Annotated in this window: 20 protein-coding genes; 6 read left to right on the top strand and 14 right to left on the bottom strand. The window is 64.1% G+C overall.

The window, feature by feature from the left end; translation table 11 throughout:
• Positions 1-58: 58 nt before the first annotated feature.
• From AADA15_RS02625 to AADA15_RS02600, 6 genes are all read left to right on the top strand, one after another.
• The gene (locus tag AADA15_RS02625) at positions 59-925 is read left to right on the top strand and encodes an AAA family ATPase (protein ID WP_341639980.1); all 867 of its coding nucleotides are present in this window, start codon (positions 59-61) and stop codon (positions 923-925) included.
• On the top strand, positions 922-2,109 hold the full coding sequence (locus AADA15_RS02620) for a vWA domain-containing protein (RefSeq protein ID WP_341639979.1): 1,188 nt from the start codon (positions 922-924) through the stop codon (positions 2,107-2,109). Before AADA15_RS02625 ends, AADA15_RS02620 begins: the two co-directional genes overlap by 4 nt.
• A gap of 8 nt (positions 2,110-2,117) precedes the next feature.
• Positions 2,118-2,972, top strand: coding sequence for an XdhC family protein (locus AADA15_RS02615; protein WP_341639978.1), 855 nt, complete (start codon positions 2,118-2,120; stop codon positions 2,970-2,972).
• A 104-nt stretch (positions 2,973-3,076) separates the two neighbouring features.
• Positions 3,077-3,529 (top strand): SRPBCC family protein, encoded by a 453-nt coding sequence (locus tag AADA15_RS02610; protein WP_341639977.1) that lies wholly within the window; start codon positions 3,077-3,079, stop codon positions 3,527-3,529.
• 171 nt (positions 3,530-3,700) lie between these two features.
• Positions 3,701-4,543, top strand: coding sequence for an ATP-binding protein (locus AADA15_RS02605; RefSeq protein WP_341640071.1), 843 nt, complete (start codon positions 3,701-3,703; stop codon positions 4,541-4,543).
• A gap of 3 nt (positions 4,544-4,546) precedes the next feature.
• Positions 4,547-4,945 (top strand): GFA family protein, encoded by a 399-nt coding sequence (locus AADA15_RS02600; protein WP_341639976.1) that lies wholly within the window; start codon positions 4,547-4,549, stop codon positions 4,943-4,945.
• A gap of 43 nt (positions 4,946-4,988) precedes the next feature.
• Here AADA15_RS02600 and AADA15_RS02595 read toward each other — a convergent pair whose 3' ends face one another.
• From AADA15_RS02595 to alr, 14 genes are all read right to left on the bottom strand, one after another.
• Entirely contained in the window at positions 4,989-6,191 is a 1,203-nt protein-coding gene (locus tag AADA15_RS02595; RefSeq protein ID WP_341639975.1) for a peptidoglycan DD-metalloendopeptidase family protein, read from the bottom strand.
• Positions 6,192-6,246: 55 nt separating this feature from the next.
• Positions 6,247-6,894, bottom strand: coding sequence for a protein-L-isoaspartate(D-aspartate) O-methyltransferase (locus AADA15_RS02590; protein WP_341639974.1), 648 nt, complete (start codon positions 6,892-6,894; stop codon positions 6,247-6,249).
• A complete protein-coding gene (gene surE / locus AADA15_RS02585; protein ID WP_341639973.1) occupies positions 6,891-7,676 on the bottom strand; it encodes a 5'/3'-nucleotidase SurE in 786 nt (261 codons plus the stop codon). The genes AADA15_RS02590 and surE overlap by 4 nt, the downstream gene beginning before the upstream one ends.
• A 379-nt stretch (positions 7,677-8,055) precedes the next feature.
• Entirely contained in the window at positions 8,056-8,706 is a 651-nt protein-coding gene (locus AADA15_RS02580) for an SDR family NAD(P)-dependent oxidoreductase (protein WP_341639972.1), read from the bottom strand.
• A gap of 69 nt (positions 8,707-8,775) precedes the next feature.
• On the bottom strand, positions 8,776-9,318 hold the full coding sequence (locus AADA15_RS02575; protein ID WP_341640070.1) for a DUF2199 domain-containing protein: 543 nt from the start codon (positions 9,316-9,318) through the stop codon (positions 8,776-8,778).
• Between the two features lie 117 nt (positions 9,319-9,435).
• Entirely contained in the window at positions 9,436-10,893 is a 1,458-nt protein-coding gene (gene purF, locus AADA15_RS02570) for an amidophosphoribosyltransferase (RefSeq protein WP_437343165.1), read from the bottom strand.
• 236 nt (positions 10,894-11,129) lie between these two features.
• Positions 11,130-11,822: a Hint domain-containing protein gene (locus AADA15_RS02565; RefSeq protein WP_341639971.1), complete on the bottom strand. Its 693-nt coding sequence runs from the start codon at positions 11,820-11,822 to the stop codon at positions 11,130-11,132.
• Positions 11,823-12,226: 404 nt separating this feature from the next.
• Positions 12,227-12,781, bottom strand: a complete 555-nt coding sequence (locus AADA15_RS02560) for a CvpA family protein (protein ID WP_341639970.1) — start codon at positions 12,779-12,781, stop codon at positions 12,227-12,229.
• 42 nt (positions 12,782-12,823) lie between these two features.
• Positions 12,824-14,191, bottom strand: coding sequence for a DNA repair protein RadA (radA, locus tag AADA15_RS02555; protein WP_341639969.1), 1,368 nt, complete (start codon positions 14,189-14,191; stop codon positions 12,824-12,826).
• A gap of 241 nt (positions 14,192-14,432) precedes the next feature.
• A complete protein-coding gene (locus AADA15_RS02550) occupies positions 14,433-14,882 on the bottom strand; it encodes a paraquat-inducible protein A (protein WP_341640068.1) in 450 nt (149 codons plus the stop codon).
• A 145-nt stretch (positions 14,883-15,027) separates the two neighbouring features.
• The gene (locus AADA15_RS02545) at positions 15,028-15,399 is read right to left on the bottom strand and encodes a hypothetical protein (RefSeq protein WP_341639968.1); all 372 of its coding nucleotides are present in this window, start codon (positions 15,397-15,399) and stop codon (positions 15,028-15,030) included.
• Entirely contained in the window at positions 15,400-16,146 is a 747-nt protein-coding gene (locus tag AADA15_RS02540) for an ABC transporter ATP-binding protein (protein ID WP_341639967.1), read from the bottom strand.
• Entirely contained in the window at positions 16,143-16,925 is a 783-nt protein-coding gene (locus AADA15_RS02535) for an MlaE family ABC transporter permease (protein ID WP_341639966.1), read from the bottom strand. Before AADA15_RS02535 ends, AADA15_RS02540 begins: the two co-directional genes overlap by 4 nt.
• A complete protein-coding gene (gene alr / locus AADA15_RS02530; protein WP_341639965.1) occupies positions 16,922-17,959 on the bottom strand; it encodes an alanine racemase in 1,038 nt (345 codons plus the stop codon). Before alr ends, AADA15_RS02535 begins: the two co-directional genes overlap by 4 nt.
• Between the last annotated feature and the right edge of the window lie 79 nt (positions 17,960-18,038).

The raw sequence follows: 18,038 nt of genomic DNA, 5'->3' as shown, positions 1-18,038 counted from the left end.
CTCGCCAAACCCGGCCCAAAGACGGGGCCCTTGTGCAGCGACCTGTCGGATCTGACCCATGACCTATCTCGACCTTCAGAATGACCTGGCAGAACAGGGCTATGTCGCCTCCGATGATCTGGCGATGGCGCTGCATCTTGCGGTGACGCTGGGCCGTCCACTGCTGCTCGAAGGGGCTGCCGGTGTCGGAAAAACCGAGATCGCCCGCGCCCTCGCCGCAGCCCGCGACACCCGGCTGATCCGGCTGCAATGCTACGAAGGGCTGGACGCCGCACAGGCGATCTATGAATGGAATTACCAGCGCCAGCTATTGGCCATTCAGGCCTCTGGCAAGACCGGCAAAGAGGCCGAGGCGCAGATTTTCTCCGAAGAGTACCTCTTGGAGCGCCCGCTGCTCCAGGCGATCCGGCAGGATATCCCCCCGGTGCTGCTGATTGATGAGATCGACCGCGCCGATGAAGAATTCGAGGCCTACCTCTTGGAGGTGCTCGCCGATTTTCAGATCACCGTGCCGGAGCTTGGCACCATCACGGCCAAAAGCCGCCCGCTGGTGATCCTGACCGCAAACGGCACCCGCGATCTGTCGGATGCGCTGCGCCGCCGGTGCCTCTATGCCCATGTGGACTATCCCGACCGCAAGACCGAACTCGCCATTCTGGACGCGCGCTGTCCGGGGCTGGGTGCGGCGCTGGCCGGGCAGATCGTCGGCTTCGTCCAAGACCTGCGCAAGGAGGATCTGGTCAAGAAACCCGGCGTCGCCGAGATGCTGGATTTTGCCGCCGCGCTCTCTGGCCTTGGCGTTGCAGACCTCACCGAAGATCCCGCCGCCCTGATGGCGGCCATGGCAACCTTGCTGAAGACCGAGGCCGACCGCGGCGCCGTTCCCGCAGAGGTCGCGCAGCGGCTGGCGGGGCGCGCCGCATGAGCCGGGTCACGCGCTTTGCGGGCCGCGATCCCGGCCCCGGCGCCCGCGTTGCGGGCTTCATGGCGCATCTGCGCGCCCATGGCTTTGCGCTGGGCGTGGCCGAAACCGGTACCGCGCTTGCGGCCCTTGGCGCAGTAGAGGCGAGCAATCCGTCAGAGGCACGCGCCGCCCTGCGTGCCGTGTGTGCGGGCCGGGCCGAGGATGTGGAGCGGTTCGATGCGCTCTTTGACAGTTTCTGGATGGATGCGGGCCGGGTACGGCAGAAGACCGTGCCCAGCGACAAGACAAACAAGAATGATGACATGCGCTCTTCCCGCAAGGACGCAGGCGAAACAGAGGCAGAAGGTGCAGGCACCATTCACGCCCCCGGCGGCAGCGGCGGCGGGGAGGCGGAAAGCGACGGCGTTGGGCGGCTTGTCGCCTCGGACGTGAAGAACCTGATGAAAAAGGATCTGCGCGATCTGGTGGATCCCGAGGATATCCGCCAGGCCGAGGCGGTTGCCGTACGGCTGGGGCAGGCGCTGCGCGACAAACGCTCCCGCAGGCGCAAGGCGGCGCGGTGGGGCAGGGCGGTGGATTTTCGCCGCACCATCCGTAGGGCGGTGGCCACCGGCGGCGTGCCCCTGCGGCTCGCGCGGCGCACACGCCCCGACCGCCCCGTGAAGATCGTCGCGCTGTGTGATGTCTCGGGATCCATGCTGGTCTATGCGCGGCCCTTTCTGGCCTTTCTGGCCGGGCTGATGCGGGCCGATCCGGCCTCGGACGCTTATCTCTTTCACACCCGTCTTGTTCGCATTGCCGATGCTTTGCGCGAAGAGGACCCGATGCGTGCCCTCAATCGCGTCACCCTGATGGCCGAAGGCATCGGCGGTGGCAGCCGTATCGGCGGTGCGCTCCAGCATTTTGCGGGGTCCTACGCGCGCCGCTTTGTCGATGGGCGCTCGGTGGTGATCATCCTGTCGGACGGCTACGACAGTGATCCGCCCGAAGATATGGCAACGGCGCTGGAGGCGCTGAGCCGGCGCGGCTGCCGGATCGTCTGGCTCAACCCGCTGAAGGGATGGAAGGGCTACGAGCCGATTGCACGCGGCATGGCGGCGGCACTGCCATTTCTGGATCTTTTCGAGGCGGCCAACACGCTGGAGGCGCTGGCCAGCCTCGATCAAAAACTGGGGGCGATATGAGTTTCATCATGGCAGGACATTCATCACTGGGACCACGGCTGCAGCAGGATCTGGCCCGCGAAACCGAGGCAAGGCGCAGCGCCGGTGAACCCTTCGCGATGGCGACGGTGGTGCGCACCGTGGCGGCGACTTCGGCCAAACCGGGCGCAAAGGCGCTGATCGATGAAAAGGGCGAGATCGTCGTCGGCTTCCTGGGCGGTGGCTGCGTGCGCGGGGCCGTGGGCCGTGCTGCCCGCGAGGCGATCGAGACCGGCGCACCGCAGCTTCTGTCGATCGGCCCCGAGGAGCTGCTGGCCGAGGCGGGGGTAAGCGCGGGCGAGGAACGCGACGGCATCAAATACGCCCGAAACGGCTGCCCCAGCAAGGGCGTCTTGGATATCTTTGTGGAGCCTGTCCTGCCGCTGCCCGCGCTGGTGGTCTGCGGCTCCGGTCCCGTGGCGCAGGCGCTGGTGGAGCTGTCGGCGCGCTTCGAGTTCGACCGCACATTATGCTTGCCGGGGCCGCAGGAGGTGGACCTGCCGATGCCCGACCGGGTGGTGGAACATTTCGAGGAACACCCGATCTGGGACAGCGCGCCCTTTGTCGTGGTCGCCACGCAAGGACGCGGCGATGAGGCGGCGCTGCGCCGCGCGCTGTCGCAGAAGGCGCGCTACATCGGCTTTGTCGGCAGCCGCCGCAAGTTCGCGACCCTGTCGCAGCGCCTGCAGGACAAGGGCGTGCCGCCAGAGGCACTGGCAGCCGTCAAGGCACCCGCGGGCGTCGATATCCACGCCATCACACCGGATGAGATCGCGCTGTCGATCCTCGCTGAACTGGTGCAGCGCCGCCGGGCGCTTCAGCGCGGGGAGGGGACCGATGGCTGACCTCTTTCTGCGCCTGTGGTGGCGCCTGTTTCCCCGTTTGAGTGACGAGCAGGCCAAGGTGCTGGCCTCTGTCAAATTCCCCTGTTGCTAGAAGGAAAACCCACATGGAACTGAGCGACGAAATCTTCATCAACGCCCCGCGCGACGAGGTCTATGCGGCCCTCAACGACCCGGAGGTGCTGCAAAAGGCGATCCCCGGCTGCGAAGAGCTGATCAAACATTCGGACACCGAGCTTGAAGCCAAGGTCGTGCTGAAGATCGGCCCTGTGAAGGCGAAATTCTCGGGGCAGGTGACCCTGTCCCCCGATGCCCCGCCCGAGCGTTTCTCGCTCGAAGGGCAGGGCAATGGCGGCGCGGCCGGCTTTGCCAAGGGCGGCGCCGAGGTGGTCCTGACCGAAAAGGACGGTGGCACGCTGCTGACCTATACCGCCAAGGCCGATATCGGCGGCAAGCTGGCGCAATTGGGCAGCCGCCTGATCCAGAGCACGGCCAAGAAACTGGCGGCCAAGTTCTTCAAGAGCTTCTCCGAAGAGATGGAGCAGACCCAGGCCGCCTGAGGTCGATCAGGCAGCACTCACTCACTCATAGAACCGAGAGAAGAAAGGGGGCGGCGCGCAGGTGTCGCCCTCTTTTGTGTCCGCCTGGCGATCTTAAAGCACCTTGTTGCCGGTGCTGGAACATGCTTTGTCACATCCGAAAAACTGACGGAGGAGCCGATGACCGTGCCAATGAGTGAGGACGCCTTGAGCCGCATTGCCGAGGCCCTGGAGCGCATGTCCCCTGCGCCGCTGGAGGCGCCCGATTTCGACGCGGCCCCGGCCTTTGTCTGGCATGTGTCTCCGGACCGTCTGGCCCCGGTCGAAACCGTAAGCCGGGTTGATCTGGACCTTCTGGTGGGCATCGACCGCTCACGCGAGACCCTGCTTGAGAACACCCGCCGATTTGCCGAAGGGGCGGCTGCCAACAACGCCCTTCTGTGGGGCGCGCGGGGCATGGGAAAATCGAGCCTCGTCAAGGCGGTGCACGGTAAACTTGTCGGCGATCACCCTGACCTCAAACTGGTGGAACTGCAGCGCGAGGACCTGCCATCGGTGGCGCGGCTGCTGAACCATCTGCGCGCCTCATCCAAGCGGTTCATCCTGTTCTGTGATGATCTTTCGTTCAGCCATGACGATCAGCACTACAAGAGCCTGAAGGCGGTGCTGGATGGCGGTATCGAAGGGCGCCCTTCGAACGTGGTCTTCTATGCCACCTCGAACCGGCGCCACCTGATGCCGCGGGACATGATCGAAAACGAACGCTCCAGCGCCATCAACCCCTCCGAGGCGGTGGAGGAGAAGGTTTCGCTGTCCGATCGGTTCGGGCTGTGGCTTGGTTTCCACCCCTGCGATCAGGACGAATTCCTGTCGATGATCGCCGGCTACTGCGCCGCCTATGGAGTCGCGGCAGATCCTGAACAGATCCGGGCGGAGGCCATCGAGTGGCAGGCCACCCGCGGCGCGCGCTCGGGCCGGGTGGCGTGGCAGTATTTCACCGATCTGGCCGGACGGCACGGCGTCACCCTGGCTTAAGGCATGGAGGCATCCGAGCGCATATACCCCGCCGGATGCCTGTGTGGCGCGGTGCGGCTGGTGGCGCATGGCGCGCCGCTGCGGGTGGGGATCTGCCATTGTCTGGACTGCCGCAAGCACCACGGCGCCCTGTTCTATGCCGCCGCTGTCTTTGCCGACGGGGCAGTTTCGATCACCGGGGATACTGCCTCCTACGAGGGGCGGTATTTCTGTCCGCGCTGTGGCTCTTCGGTTTTTGCCCGCAGCGGGGACGAGATCGAACTGCACCTTGGCGCCCTTGATGCGCCGGACCAACTGGTGCCTGAGTATGAGCTCTGGACCCGGCGCCGGGAAAGCTGGCTGCCGGAGTTTCCAGGGTTGGTGCAGTTCGCAGGGAACCGCGCAGACGTGGATGACAACTGACCGTCATCCTGCAGGGCGCATCCCGTCGCGCGCCGATTGGGCGTCAGTTGAGATAGAGCAGCGGATCCAGGCTCTCGGTGCCCGAGCGTACCTCGAAGTGCAGGAACGCGTCGTCCCCCGCGCGCAGCTTGGCGATGGGCTGACCGCGTTTGACCGTTTCGCCCTTTTTCACCGAGATGTCCGTGACGTTGATATAAAGCGTCAGCAGCTCTTTGGAATGGCGGATCACCAGGATGGGGATGTTGTTGGAATCCTTGGTGATGACGGCAACGGTGCCAGCCTCGGCGGCCTTGACCTCCTGTCCGGGCTTGCCGGCGATGTCGATGCCGTCATTCTTGCCCTTGGAGTAGGTCGAGATGATCTTGCCCAGCAACGGATAGGCCATGGCCGCAGTGCTGCTGCGGGTGGGTTCAGGCACCTTTACCGTCGGCAGCGTGCCGGCTCCTTCGGAGGCGGGCGCGACCTCTTCCGTCGGCAGCGGTCTGGTGGCGCTCGGGGGCGTCGGTGTGGCGCTGCCGGCGCCGGGCGCCGTCACCGCGGCCGTGCGGGCGGGGGCTGGCTGATCCTTGACCGGGATCAGGAGATACTGGCCTTCGCGGATCGCGAAATCGCTGCCAAGACCGTTCCACTCGGCCAGCGATTTGACCGGCACCTGATAGAGGCGGGAGATGGTATAGGCCGTCTCGCCGCGCATGACCTTATGGCGGACCGGCTCAGGGCCCTGCTGAACCTGCGTGGGGGCAGGACGCGGGGTGGGCTGCAGCGTGGTGGTGGTGACAGAGCCGGGATTGGGCGACGTGCTGGGCGCCCGGTCGATGGCCTGACCGGCGAGCGAGGCAATATCAACGCCGCCGGGCTGCGCGGATCCAGAGACCGTCGGGCTATTCGGCGCCCGGCGGGGAAGGGCCAGCACCTCGTCCTTGCGCAGGACGTCGCCCGGCTGCATCCCGTTGAAGCGGGCAACCTCGCTGGCCGTGAGACCAACCCGAGTGGCCACGTCGGCCACCGTATCGCCGCGTTGGGCCACGGCCACCTGGTAGGACGGGTAGGTGATCAACCCGCGCGCATCCGGCATCGGCCTGTCAGCGGTGGCGTCCTGTGCCGCTGGCGCGGTGCTGAAGCCGCCCAGCTGCCCGCGTAAATCGTAGTCCAGCGGCCCTTCGCAGGCGGCCAGCAGTGCCGCGGCGGGAAGCAGGGTCAGCAGCCGTGCCGCGCGGCGGGGCAGGATGTTGGCTGTCTTGGTCATCTCGCTCTCCTCGAAACACGTCTTCGGATGACAATCCGTCATCTGTGCGCCCCATTTATGTATCTTTTCCCAAACCCTCAAGCAGGGGAACAAAACGAACCGGGCGCAACTCGTCATACTCCAGCCCTGCCTCTGTTTTCCGCACCCGGATCAGGGTCTGGACCGTGTCCGACTGGCCGACGGGCACCACCATGATGCCGCCGGGTTTGAGCTGTGCCAGAAGCGGGCCCGGCGGGTCTTCGGCGGCGGCGGTCACGATGATGCGGTCAAAAGGGGCCTGATCCGGCAGGCCAAAGCTGCCATCGCCCACCAGCGATGTGACATTGGGCAGGCTGAGGGCGTCAAACAGGGCACGCGCCTCTTGCACCAGACGGGCATGGCGGTCGATGGTATAGACGCGGCGGGCCAGTTTCGAGAGGATCGCGGCCTGGTACCCCGATCCCGTGCCCACTTCCAGCACCGTATCGCGCGGCGAGACCTGCAGCGCCTGGGTCATCAGGCCCACGACCGAGGGCTGCGAAATCGTCTGGCCGCAGGCGATGGGCAGGGGCGTGTCCTCATAGGCGCGATCGGCAAAGATGCCGCGCACGAAGGGGCCGCGGTCGATCTGTTCCATGGCGTTCAGAACCTGCATATCCGTGACCCCGCGCGAGCGCAGCGCGAACAGGAACTGCATCTTGGTTTCGGGATCCGGGCCTGTCATTCAAGAACCTTGAGCGCATGGAGCACATCATGCGCCGTCAGATCCGCGCGCATGGGGGTGACCGAGATATAGCCTTCGAGGTTGACCGCAGCGTCGGTGTCGGGTGCCGTGTGCACATGTTGATCCCCGCCCTTGATCCAGACGTAGCGGCGCCCGTTGGGCGAGAGCTGCTCTTCGGCCGAAAACCGTTGGCCGGAGCGCAGCCCCTGCGCCACGGCGCGCGCGCCTTTCACGGCGGCGGCGGGAACCGGGGGGAAATTGATGTTGTAGAACAGGCGGTAATCACCGGAGGCTTCCTGCGGGCTGGCCTTCAGGATGTCCCGGATGAGCGCGGCAGCATGCTCTGCAGCAGCTTCGAACGGGTTGTCCAGACTGGCATTATGGGGGCCGAAATACTGCGACAGCGCGATCGCGGGTATGCCCTGCAGCGCGGCTTCCATGGCGCCGCCCAGCGTGCCCGAATAGAGCGCGTTCTCGGCTGAGTTGTTGCCCCGGTTGATGCCGGACAGGACCAGATCGGGCACCACGTCCTCCATCGCCACATGCACACCGGCCAGGACGCAGTCGGCCGGGGAGCCTTCGGTGGCATAGCGGCGCTCGCCCAGCTGGGTCAGCATCGAGGGGCGTGTGTAGCTGATGCAATGGCCAACGCCCGATTGCTCAAAGGCCGGCGCGACGGTCCAGACCTCGCCCTTGGGGCCAGCGACCTCGCGGGCAATGGCCTCCAGAACCAGAAGTCCCGGTGCATTGATGCCGTCGTCATTGGTCACGAGAATGCGCATAGGTCCCCCTGCGGCTGCCTGTCCTTCGTTTTGATCTGAATAGGACGTTGAAAATACTGGAGCAAGACTTTCACGGGCAGGCGCTGTGCTATCTCGCCTGCGGGGCATCGGTGCCACAGCTTTGGGTCTTTTGGGGCCGACGACGTCGCCGGCGCAGGCAGCGGGTGCGCTCCCGCCCACTTTGGGTGCATTCAAGGAATGCCCCCGCGCAGTTGGGCGTGGCAGGCTGACGCCTGCCAAACAGCCGTCGCGGAGCCGTATCGCACACCTGCGGCGCGTCGAAGGCGCGGCGCCCGGCCCAACGCCGAGCCTCATGTCTTTGATATGATTGAGAGGGGGCGGGAGCCTTCCGGCCAGTTGGCCGGGGGCAACCGCCGACCTATGCAGCGCCCAGGATCTGCGGCAGCAGGCGCGCGGCCTCGTCCTGGACAGGCGTCAGGGCCTCGCGATCCTCGCCGGGGAAGAACCTTGCGCGCAGGGCGGTGGGCATCGGCTGCGGCTCAAGGATCTGGACCTCGGGGCCGGTCTTGGCGCTTTCCGCCTGCCAGCTGCGCACCAGCGCCATCTGCGCCGCTTTTGTCGCTCCATAGGCACCGAAGAATTTTTCCCCTGCGCGTGGATCCTCGAAGAAGACAGCGTGCCCCGCCTGACCCAGCAAGGGCGCCACGTAGGGGATCAGCACCGAGGTTGCCGTGGCATTCACGGCAACGGATTTCTCCCAGTCCTTCGGTGCAACAAAGGGGGCAGGAGACAGCGGAGCGGCATGGATGGCCGTATGCAGCCACAGATCAAGCTGCCCCCAGCGATCATGAATGCCGCGGCACAGGGTGGCCATCGCCTCGGGCACGGTGATGTCCATCGGCGCCAGGGTGGCGCTGCCGCCCTTTGCCTTGATCCGGTCATCAAGCTCTTCGAGTGCGCCGGTGGTGCGGGCCACGGCCACGATGTGATGGGTCGGGGCAAGCGCCTCTGCCAGGGCGGCGCCAAGGCCGCGCGATGCGCCGGTGATAAGAGCGAGTTTCTGTGTCATGGCAGCCTTTTGGAACCGTTGGCCGGAAGGGTCAAGAGGAGCAGCGGGGCGCGCTGCCCCCTGCGGCGATTAGGCATCGTAGACCAGCGACGGCAGGTCGTGCCCATAGGCATAAAGCAGCTCCAGCAGCTCTTCCAGTTGCAAGCCGTTCTGCTGGAGCCGGGCCAGGGGGTGATTGGGTTCGGAGACCTGCAGTTCGGGATATTCCCCCTCGGGGCGCATATGCAACATGCAGGCAACCGGCGCGCCGCTTTCGGGCGGGATCGCATTGGCCAGCCAGGCGGGGCGGCTGCCGAGGCTTTCCATCTCGCGCATCTCGAAGAGATCGAGATAGGCGTCGAAATCGTCCACGCTGAGGCTTGCCCAGGTGCCCAGGATGAACTCGGCCCCGCGGCTGGCCTCGATCGGCAGCGCAAGGACCGCACGCACAAAGCGCAGATCACCGATGCGGCAGAAATCCTCGGTCAGCACGTCACCCCGATCCGTCAGAACGGCCGAATTGTCCTGAACCACCAGATCGTCCGGGCAGGAATCAGGCCTGTCACAGCTGAGGCTGAGCAATTGCGCAAAGGTGGCGCCACAACAGCGGCAGGTGCGCGCAGAGGTCAGCATTCGGGCAAGGTGGGCGTCCAAGGAAGGGCCTTTCGTCGTGATCATGTGTTATTCAGCAATAGGAAAAGGCGCCGATCCCACGGATCAGCGCCCTCCCTGACTGTGCTTGTCGCCCTCTTACTCTGCCGCGGCCTTCATTTCAAACCCCCGTTCGATCATATCCGACGGGGTCACGGGATATTCACCCGAGAAACAGGCATCGCAATACTGCGGGCAGCCCTTGTCGCGGCCCTTGGCCTCGCCCACGGCGCGGTAAAGACCGTCCAGCGAGATGAACTTGAGGCTGTCCACCGCCAGATGTTCCGCCATCTGATCCTCGGTCATGGTGGCGGCCAGCAGCTTGTCGCGGTCGGGGGTGTCCACGCCGTAGAAACAGGGCCAGGCGGTGGGCGGAGAGGCGATGCGGAAATGCACCTCCTTGGCGCCGGCATCGAGGATCATCTCCTTGATTTTGCGGGATGTCGTGCCGCGCACCACGGAATCGTCCACCAGGATCACCCGCTTGCCTTCGATCAGGGCACGGTTGACGTTCAGCTTGAGGCGTACACCCATGTTGCGGATCTGTTCGGTCGGCTCGATGAAGGTGCGGCCCATGTACTGGTTGCGGATGATCCCCATGGCATAGGGGATGCCCGATTGCAGCGAAAAGCCGATGGCAGCCGGGGTGCCGCTGTCGGGCACCGGGCAGACCAGATCGGCCTCGACCGGGTTTTCCTTGGCCAGTTCGCGGCCGATGGCTTCGCGGGTTTCATAGACGGAGCGTCCGCCGAGGATCGAATCGGGACGCGAGAAATAGACATGTTCGAAGATGCAGAATTTCGAGGGCTGGCGGCGGAAGGGGAAATGGCTCTCGACGCCCTTGTCGTTGATCACGACCATCTCGCCCGGTTCGATCTCGCGGATGAACTCGGCGCCGATGATATCAAGCGCGCAGGTCTCGGAACTCAGCGCATAGCCATCGCCGATCTTGCCCAGCACCAGCGGGCGCACGCCCAGGGGATCGCGCACGCCGATCAGCTTGGTGCGGGTCATGGCGACGACGGAAAAGGCGCCTTCAACCTTGCGCAGGGCTTCTTCCATGCGGTCGGGGATCGACCGGCCCATGGAGCGCGCCATCAGGTGGATGATGCATTCGCTGTCGGACGAGCTTTGGAAGATCGAGCCGCGCTCGATCAGCTCGCGGCGCAGGGCGTTGGCGTTGGTGATATTGCCGTTATGGGCAATGGCCGCGCCGCCCATGGCGAATTCGCCAAAGAAGGGCTGCACGTCGCGGATCGCGGTCTGGCCTTTCGATCCGGCAGTGGAATAGCGCACGTGGCCAATGGCGAGCGGGCCTGGCACCGTGGCCATCACGTCCTGCGAGGTGAAGTTGTCGCGCACATAGCCAAAGCGGCGCACGCTGTTGAACCCTTCGACAGGATCGTGGGAGACGATGCCGCCCGCTTCCTGTCCGCGGTGCTGCAGCGCATGCAGACCGAGTGCTACGAAGTTGGCGGCGTCCTGGACGCCAACGACGCCGAACACGCCGCATTCTTCGCGCAGTTTGTCGTCGTCAAAAGGATGGGCGGGGGGCATCTGCGGCATCGGCAAGGCGTGTGGCTCCGAATCCGGGAATGGGTGATGGCCCTCACATAGTGCCTTAGAACCGGGATGTCATCAAAGGATCACAATCCGATTGGTAAAGGCGGATTTGTCGCGCATGAAAAAGGGGCACGATCTCTTGACCTTGTGCCCCTGGGCTTGAGCCCTCAGTTGGTACTGCTCGTTATGCGGGTCTGCCTGTATTACCCGGATCTGTTCTGTTGAAGCGCTCAGGCCGCCAGGGCCGGAGCAAAGATCGCGTCGAAGGGCGCAGGATAGCGGGCGTCCTCGGCCCCCATGCCGGCATGGGACAGGGCGCGACCCTCTTCGCTGGCCAGCACCTGGCGCACTTCGGTCAGGGACAGTTCGCAAAAGGCGCCGTCTGCGCCACCCTCACCGGACAGCATCAGCATGCCGCTTTCGGCCCAGATCAGTTCTTCCTCGTCGCAGGTGATATGAATGCGGCCGATGCTTTCGGGGGCGGTGGCCTTGATGCCCTTGTAGCCCGCCAGGTGGATCAGCTTGGCGGTGATGAGCGGTACACCGAACAGGCGCTCTGCGGCGTCCAGTTCCAGTGCGACGGTCTGATCGGCAGGCAGCAGCAGGTCGGTGTCATTGCCAAGCGCGCCGGCAGGAACATGCATCAGCGTGGTCAGACGCGGCACGGCGTGGCGGATGGCTTTGACCTCCTGCGCACCCCCGTCAAAGGTGTAGATCATGTCGCCCGGCTTGACGTCGCGGGCCTGCACGAAACCACGGTCTGTCTCGACCAGTGTGGAGGGCAGGAAGCCGCCTTCACGAGGGCGCAACGGGGCTGCGTCAAAGGAAGAGGTCAGCAAGGACGTGCTTTGAAACAGGGAAAAATCCAACAGCACGTCCACCGGCTGGTAGTCGGCAAAAGAGTTGAAGTGATCCAGCAACATTTTCGTGTCCCTTCTGAGAGCGAGCGGCTTTCTGCCTGTCGTTGGATCTAATTGGCCCCCGAATTTGGCCGAAAATGGGGCAAGGGTGCGGCCAATTTCGAGTTTGCCCCGTTTTTCGGGGACAAATTCCGGTTTTTTCCCCGGATTGTTAACCAATTGCCGGTGGGTAAAGAGGTTTTGTTAACTTTTCCCCCTTGTCAGCGTGAATTTGCCGGGGATGGCTCGTGACGGTGATTCTGGGGCCGGATGTCAGGTCGAATCATGCACTCCGCCGCTACTGGGAAGGCCGCCGCCAAGGTCAAACCCACTCGGCGGTCGTAGCTGAAACCCCTGGAATACAAAAAAGAAAAGAGCGCCAATCTGGCGCTCCTTGCATCAATCCCTGGAAGATGGATCTCTTTTGATCAGCCCTCACAGGCGCCAATCAGAGCCTCGTATTGCTGGGTGACCCAGCCAAGCGCCTCTTCGGGGTTGCGCTCTTCGATCTTGCCGATCATGCGCTCGAACACCACCGCCGAGCGGCTTTCGTCAACGATTGTGAAACTCTGACCGGTCATCACGACGTTATAAAGGAAGAAGGCAATCGCCACCAAAAGGATGCCGCGCAACACGCCAAAGAAGAAGCCCGCGCCCTGGTCCAGCCCGCCAAGGGCCGAGCGCTGCACCAGCGAGGCAAACAGCGGCGTGAAGAAGGAGGCGACGATCAGCGCCAAAGCAAAGACGGCGGCAAAGGCGGCGATGATCGAAAGCTCGCAGCTGTCGGCGATGAATTCGCCCACCACCGGGATCTCGGCCATCAGCGGCTCGACCTGCGGGGCGAACATGAACGCGAGGATGCCGGCCACGACCCACCCGGCGATCGCCATCGCCTCCCGCACGAGACCACGCGAATAGGCGAGCAATGCCGATACAACGATGACCAGGGCCACGACCCCGTCGATAATGGTGAAACCTTCCATGTCCCTCGCCCGTTAGCCTACAGTAAAAGTCTTTCGGCGACTTTAGCCTGCCCCGAAGAATTCGCCAACAAATCCGGTCAGGTCGTTCACTTTGCGCTGGGCAATGCCTTTGACCGATACGGATTTGCCGCCGCCGGGGGCAATGGCTGAGGTGAAACCAAGTTTTTGCGCCTCTTTCAACCGGTTTTCTGTCTGGGGGGCGGGTCTGAGGGCGCCAGATAGCGAGATTTCTCCGAATATTGCCGTGTCGGCCGGAAGAGCGGTATCTTCGCGGGCGCTGAGAAGGGCGGCGGCAACCGCGAGATCTGCCGCAGGCTCGGAAATCTTCATGCCGCCCGCCACGTTCAGATAGACGTCAAGCCCGGCAAAGGGAATGCCGCAGCGCGCCTCCAGCACCGCAAGGATCATGGCAAGGCGCGAGGAGTCCCAGCCCACCACGGCGCGGCGCGGCTGGGAATGGGGGGAGGGGGCCACCAGGGCCTGAAGTTCCACCAGAACGGGCCGGGTGCCTTCGATACCGGCAAAGACCACCGATCCGGGCGAGGGCTGGCCACGCTCGGACAGGAACAGGGCAGACGGATTCACCACCTCGGACAGACCTGCGCCGGTCATCTCGAAGACGCCGATCTCATCGGCCGGGCCGAAACGGTTCTTTACCGCGCGCAGGATGCGGAACTGATGGCCGCGCTCGCCCTCGAAGTAGAGGACGGTATCGACCATATGCTCCACTACGCGGGGACCGGCGATCTGGCCTTCCTTGGTGACATGGCCGACCATGATGATGGAGATGCCGTTGGTCTTGGCAAAGGTGGTCAGCTCATGCGCGGCGGCGCGCACCTGGCTGACCGATCCGGGCGCGCTGTCCACGTGATCCGCCCACATGGTCTGGATGGAGTCGATGATGGCAAGCTGGGGCTTTTCGGCCTCCAGCGTGGTCAGGATGTCCCGCAGGTTGGTTTCGGCGGCGAGCTTCACCGGCGCCTGCGCGAGGCCCAGCCGCTGCGCGCGCATGCGCACCTGGGCGCTGGCCTCTTCGCCGCTGACATAGACGGTCTTGACCCCCGCTTTGGCAAAGCGCGCGGCGGCCTGCAAGAGGAGCGTCGATTTGCCGATGCCGGGATCGCCTCCCACCAGGATGGCGGAGGCGGCCACCAGACCACCGCCCAGCACCCGGTCGAGCTCTCCCACGCCAGAGTGGCTGCGCGGGGGAGGGGTTTCCTCGGTCGCCAGATCCGAAAGGGGGATGGTGCGCCCGCGCCGCATGCCGAGGCTTTTCTTGGCCGGGCCACCGGAGGAGAGACCCTTGTCCTCGGATATGGTGTTCCACTCGCCGCAGCCCTCGCAGCGGCCGGACCATTTGGAGAAGCTGGCGCCACAGGCCGAGCAGGAGAAGGAAGATGATTTTGCCATGGGGATGTTCTGCCCCATGTTCAGGGTTTGTTCAAGTCATGAAGCAGGCTCTCCCGCCCGTCGCGTGATCCCTGCTGGGATCCGCTCCCGTTGGGCCCGGCACCGCTGTCGCGGTGCTGTTTGTTTGCTGGGGAAGCGCTTCAGGGGCAGGTTTGCCCTGAAGGCGCCATTTCGAGTGTGGGGTGATCAAAGCCGCGTCAATGATCTGTGACCTTGCTGCGCAAGGCGGCGCGAGGCGCCGTCATTGACCCGGATTTGATCGAAGTCTGCGTTCTGTCAGCAGGCCGAGGGCGATGGAGGCGAGGATGCAGGCGGAGAAGAGGTAGAGGCCCCAGCCGGTCTCAATCGTGACGTAGCCGATGCCCTTCGCAATCGTGATGTAGAGGGCGATGAGGAAGATATCTGCCATGGCGAGTTTGCCGAGGATATGCAGCACGGGCTGGGCGCGGGGATCCAGGAGGCCCCATTGAACGAGCGCAAGGCCGATGGTTTTGAGGTAGGGCGCGAAGATGGCAAAGACCGTCACCAGCAGAGCAAGCACCACGTCACTGCCCCACAAGGATTGCAACCCGGTGATGACGCTGATTTCACTGAGGCCGAACATGGGTAGGAGACCGGCGCGCATCAGGGGGGCAAACCAGGCAATTGGGTAGAGGATCAAGAGCGAGAGGGTGGCGAGGCGGAGCATGATTAGGAGCCGGTGTTTTGCGTTTGCCTAGATGTGTGCCTTTTGCCGCTGATTTGGAAGAGGGAAATCCTAGGTGGTCTTCGTCAGACGGAATTCTTGCCTGGGGGGCCATTCGCAGGTGTGCTTGAGCGAATACGAGGGAACGGCATCAGTCATAGTTCTCGTCAGGCCACAGTAGACCAATAAACAGATAGGTTGTGGCCAAGCAGAGAACCAACGCAATTGATGCATGAAGCCGGAAATAGCCCAGTCTCAGGACGTTGAGCAGAAGGATGCAGACAGTTCCCGTGAAAAAGGGTGCCAACAAGATTGGGATCCCTAAGAAGAATGGTGGAAATCCCGGGCCGATTGTCAGGAACAGTCCGATCACAATCGAAAAGAAGCACAGCGTAGGCAGCGCCATCAGAAGTTGGCTTGTCAGGTAAAGAGGTGTTTCATCTTTTAGTCTGCTTCCCAGCGATATTGCGGCAAAGGCTCCGGCGAAAGGGCTGCAAAGAAGGATCAGCACCAGAAAACCCAACTATCGCACCGCCTCGATCGGACCCTCCGCGCGGCCGTGGATGAACTGGTCGAGGTAGGGATCTCCCGAATTGTCCATCTGGCTCACCGGGCCGGTCCATTTGATCACCCCGTCGTGCAGCATGGCGATATTGTCGGCAATCGCGCGCACCGATGTCATGTCATGGGTGATGGTCATGGCGGTGGCGCCCATCTCGACCACGATCTCTCGGATGAGATCGTTGATGACGCCCGCCATGATCGGATCCAGCCCGGTGGTGGGCTCGTCGAAAAAGATGATTTCCGGCTCGGCGGCGATGGCGCGGGCTAGGCCGACGCGTTTCTGCATGCCGCCCGAGAGTTCTGCGGGCAGGCGGTCGGCCACATCGGGTTTCAGGCCCACGCGGCGCAGTTTTTCTATGGCGATTTCGCGGGCTTCCTCGGCGGGGCGTTTCAGCGTGCCGCGCATCAGGCGGAAGGCGACGTTCTGCCAGACGGGCAGGGAGTCAAACAGCGCACCGCCCTGAAACAGCATGCCAAAGCGGGCAAGGAAGGCATCGCGGTCGCCCGCATCCGCCGGTTTGCCATCCACCAGGATGGTGCCGCTGTCGGGTTTGATGAGGCCCAGGACGCATTTCAGCGCCACGGATTTGCCGGTGCCGGAGCCGCCGATGATCACCATCGAGGTGCCTTTTGGCACCTCCAGCGTCATGCCGCGCAGAACCTGGTTGGAGCCAAAGGCCTTATGAACATTGTCGAGCTTGATCATACCGAGAAGAAAACCCCCGTCAGCAGGAAGTTGGCGGCGAGGATCAGCACGGCGGCGGCCTCGACCGAGCCTTTGGTGGCGCGGCCAACCCCTTGGGCGCCGCGGCCCGACTGCATGCCGTAGTAGCAGCCCATCAGCGCGGCGAGGGTGCCAAAGGCGGCGCCTTTCACCAGCGAGGAAATGATGTCGAGCGGCTCAAGGAAGTCCACGGTGTTCTTGAGGTAGGCTGCGGCATTGAAATCGAGGTTGTGCACCGCCACCGCATAGCCGCCCGCGATGCCGATAATGTCTCCGATCCCCACCAGCAGCGGAACGGTGACAAAGGCCGCCAGAACGCGGGGCGCGACGAGGTATTGCATCGGGTTGGTCGAGAGCGTGACCAGCGCGTCGATCTGCTCGGTCACCTTCATGGTGGCGATCTCGGCCGCGATCGAAGAGGTGACGCGGGCGGCGATCATCAGGCCAACCAGCACCGGGCCAAGTTCGCGCACCATGCCGATGGCGACGATCTGGGGCACCACGGCCTCGGCGTTGAAACGGGCGCCGCCGGCGTAGATTTGCAAGGCCAGCGCGCCGCCGGTGAAGATCGCGGTGAGGCCCACCACCGGCAGCGACAGCCAGCCGATATGGAGCAGAGCGTTCAGCGTCTCGCGGCCATAAAAGGGGGGGCGCAGCATGTGGGTGAGGGTCGACAGCCCGAACAGCGCCACCCGGCCAATGGCCGACAGCCAGTCCAGCGCGAGGCGCCCGATCCGGGCCAGAAGGTCGAGCGGGTTCATCCCTGGTAGGTCCTTGCGTAGCGCCGGCCCATCGAGGTCAGGATTTCATAGCCGATGGTGCCTGCCGCATTGGCCAGGGTATCGACGGTCTGCACCTCGTTCAGAAGGGTCAGGATTTGGGGGTCTTCCGGCAGATCGGTCACGTCGATGGTGATCAGATCCATCGAAATCCGCCCCACCACAGGGCAGGGGGTGCTGCCTGCATAGGCCGACAGCCCGCCCTTGGTCATGGCGCGGGGCAGCCCGTCGGCGTATCCGGCCGCGACGGTGGCGATGCGGCTGGGGCGGTTGGCGATCCAGGTGTTGCCATAGCCGACGGTTTCGCCGGGCATCAGATCGCGGATCTGGATCACCGGCAGATCGAGGGTCACAACGGGCACCGCATCGCCAAAGGGCTGGCCGCCATAAAGGCCGATCCCCGGACGGCAGAGGTCAAAGTGATAATCCGGGCCAAGCAGGATACCGCCGGTGGCCGCAAGGGAGCGCGGCACCTCGATCCCGTCGGTCATCTCGTGGAACGCTTTCAGCTGCTGGGCATTCATCGCATGATCCGGCTCGTCGGCGCAGGCCAAGTGTGACATCAGCAATACCGGGTTTTGTCCCAGCGCGATATCGCGCACCGCGGCCCATTCGCCGGGCTCCATCCCCAGCCGGTTCATGCCACTGTCGAGCTGCACGCCAAAGGGGTGGCCGGGCAGGCTTTCGAAATGCCGCAGCATCTGGTCCAGCGAGTTGAGCATCGGCGTCAGTTGGAACTCGCGCAGCAGTTTGGCGTCGCCCTCCATATGGCCGGAGAACACCGAAATGCCGGGGCCGGGGCCGAGGGCGCGACGCAGGGCGACGCCCTCTTCGGCAATAGCCACAAAAAAGTTGCGCGCACCGGCTTTGGCCAGTGCGGTTGCGACGCGGCCCGAATCCAGGCCGTATCCGTTTGCCTTGACCACCGCTGCGGTTTCGCAGTTGGTCTTTGCGTCGAGGTTGCGCCAGTTGGTGACCAGCGCATCGAGATTGATTGTCAGTCGTGCCGTGCTCATGGGCCGTTCATGACATGCGCGCCGCAGGGGTCAAGGGGGAAACGCAGGGGGAACGGGCTGTTGTGGCTCGGATTGGCAG

Origin of the sequence: Phycobacter sedimenti (assembly GCF_038148855.1) — a bacterium.
GTDB classification, from domain to species: Bacteria; Pseudomonadota; Alphaproteobacteria; order Rhodobacterales; family Rhodobacteraceae; genus Phycobacter; species Phycobacter sedimenti.
The sequence above is the reverse complement of the archived record's forward strand: the minus strand, read 5'-3'. Positions and strand labels throughout refer to the sequence as shown.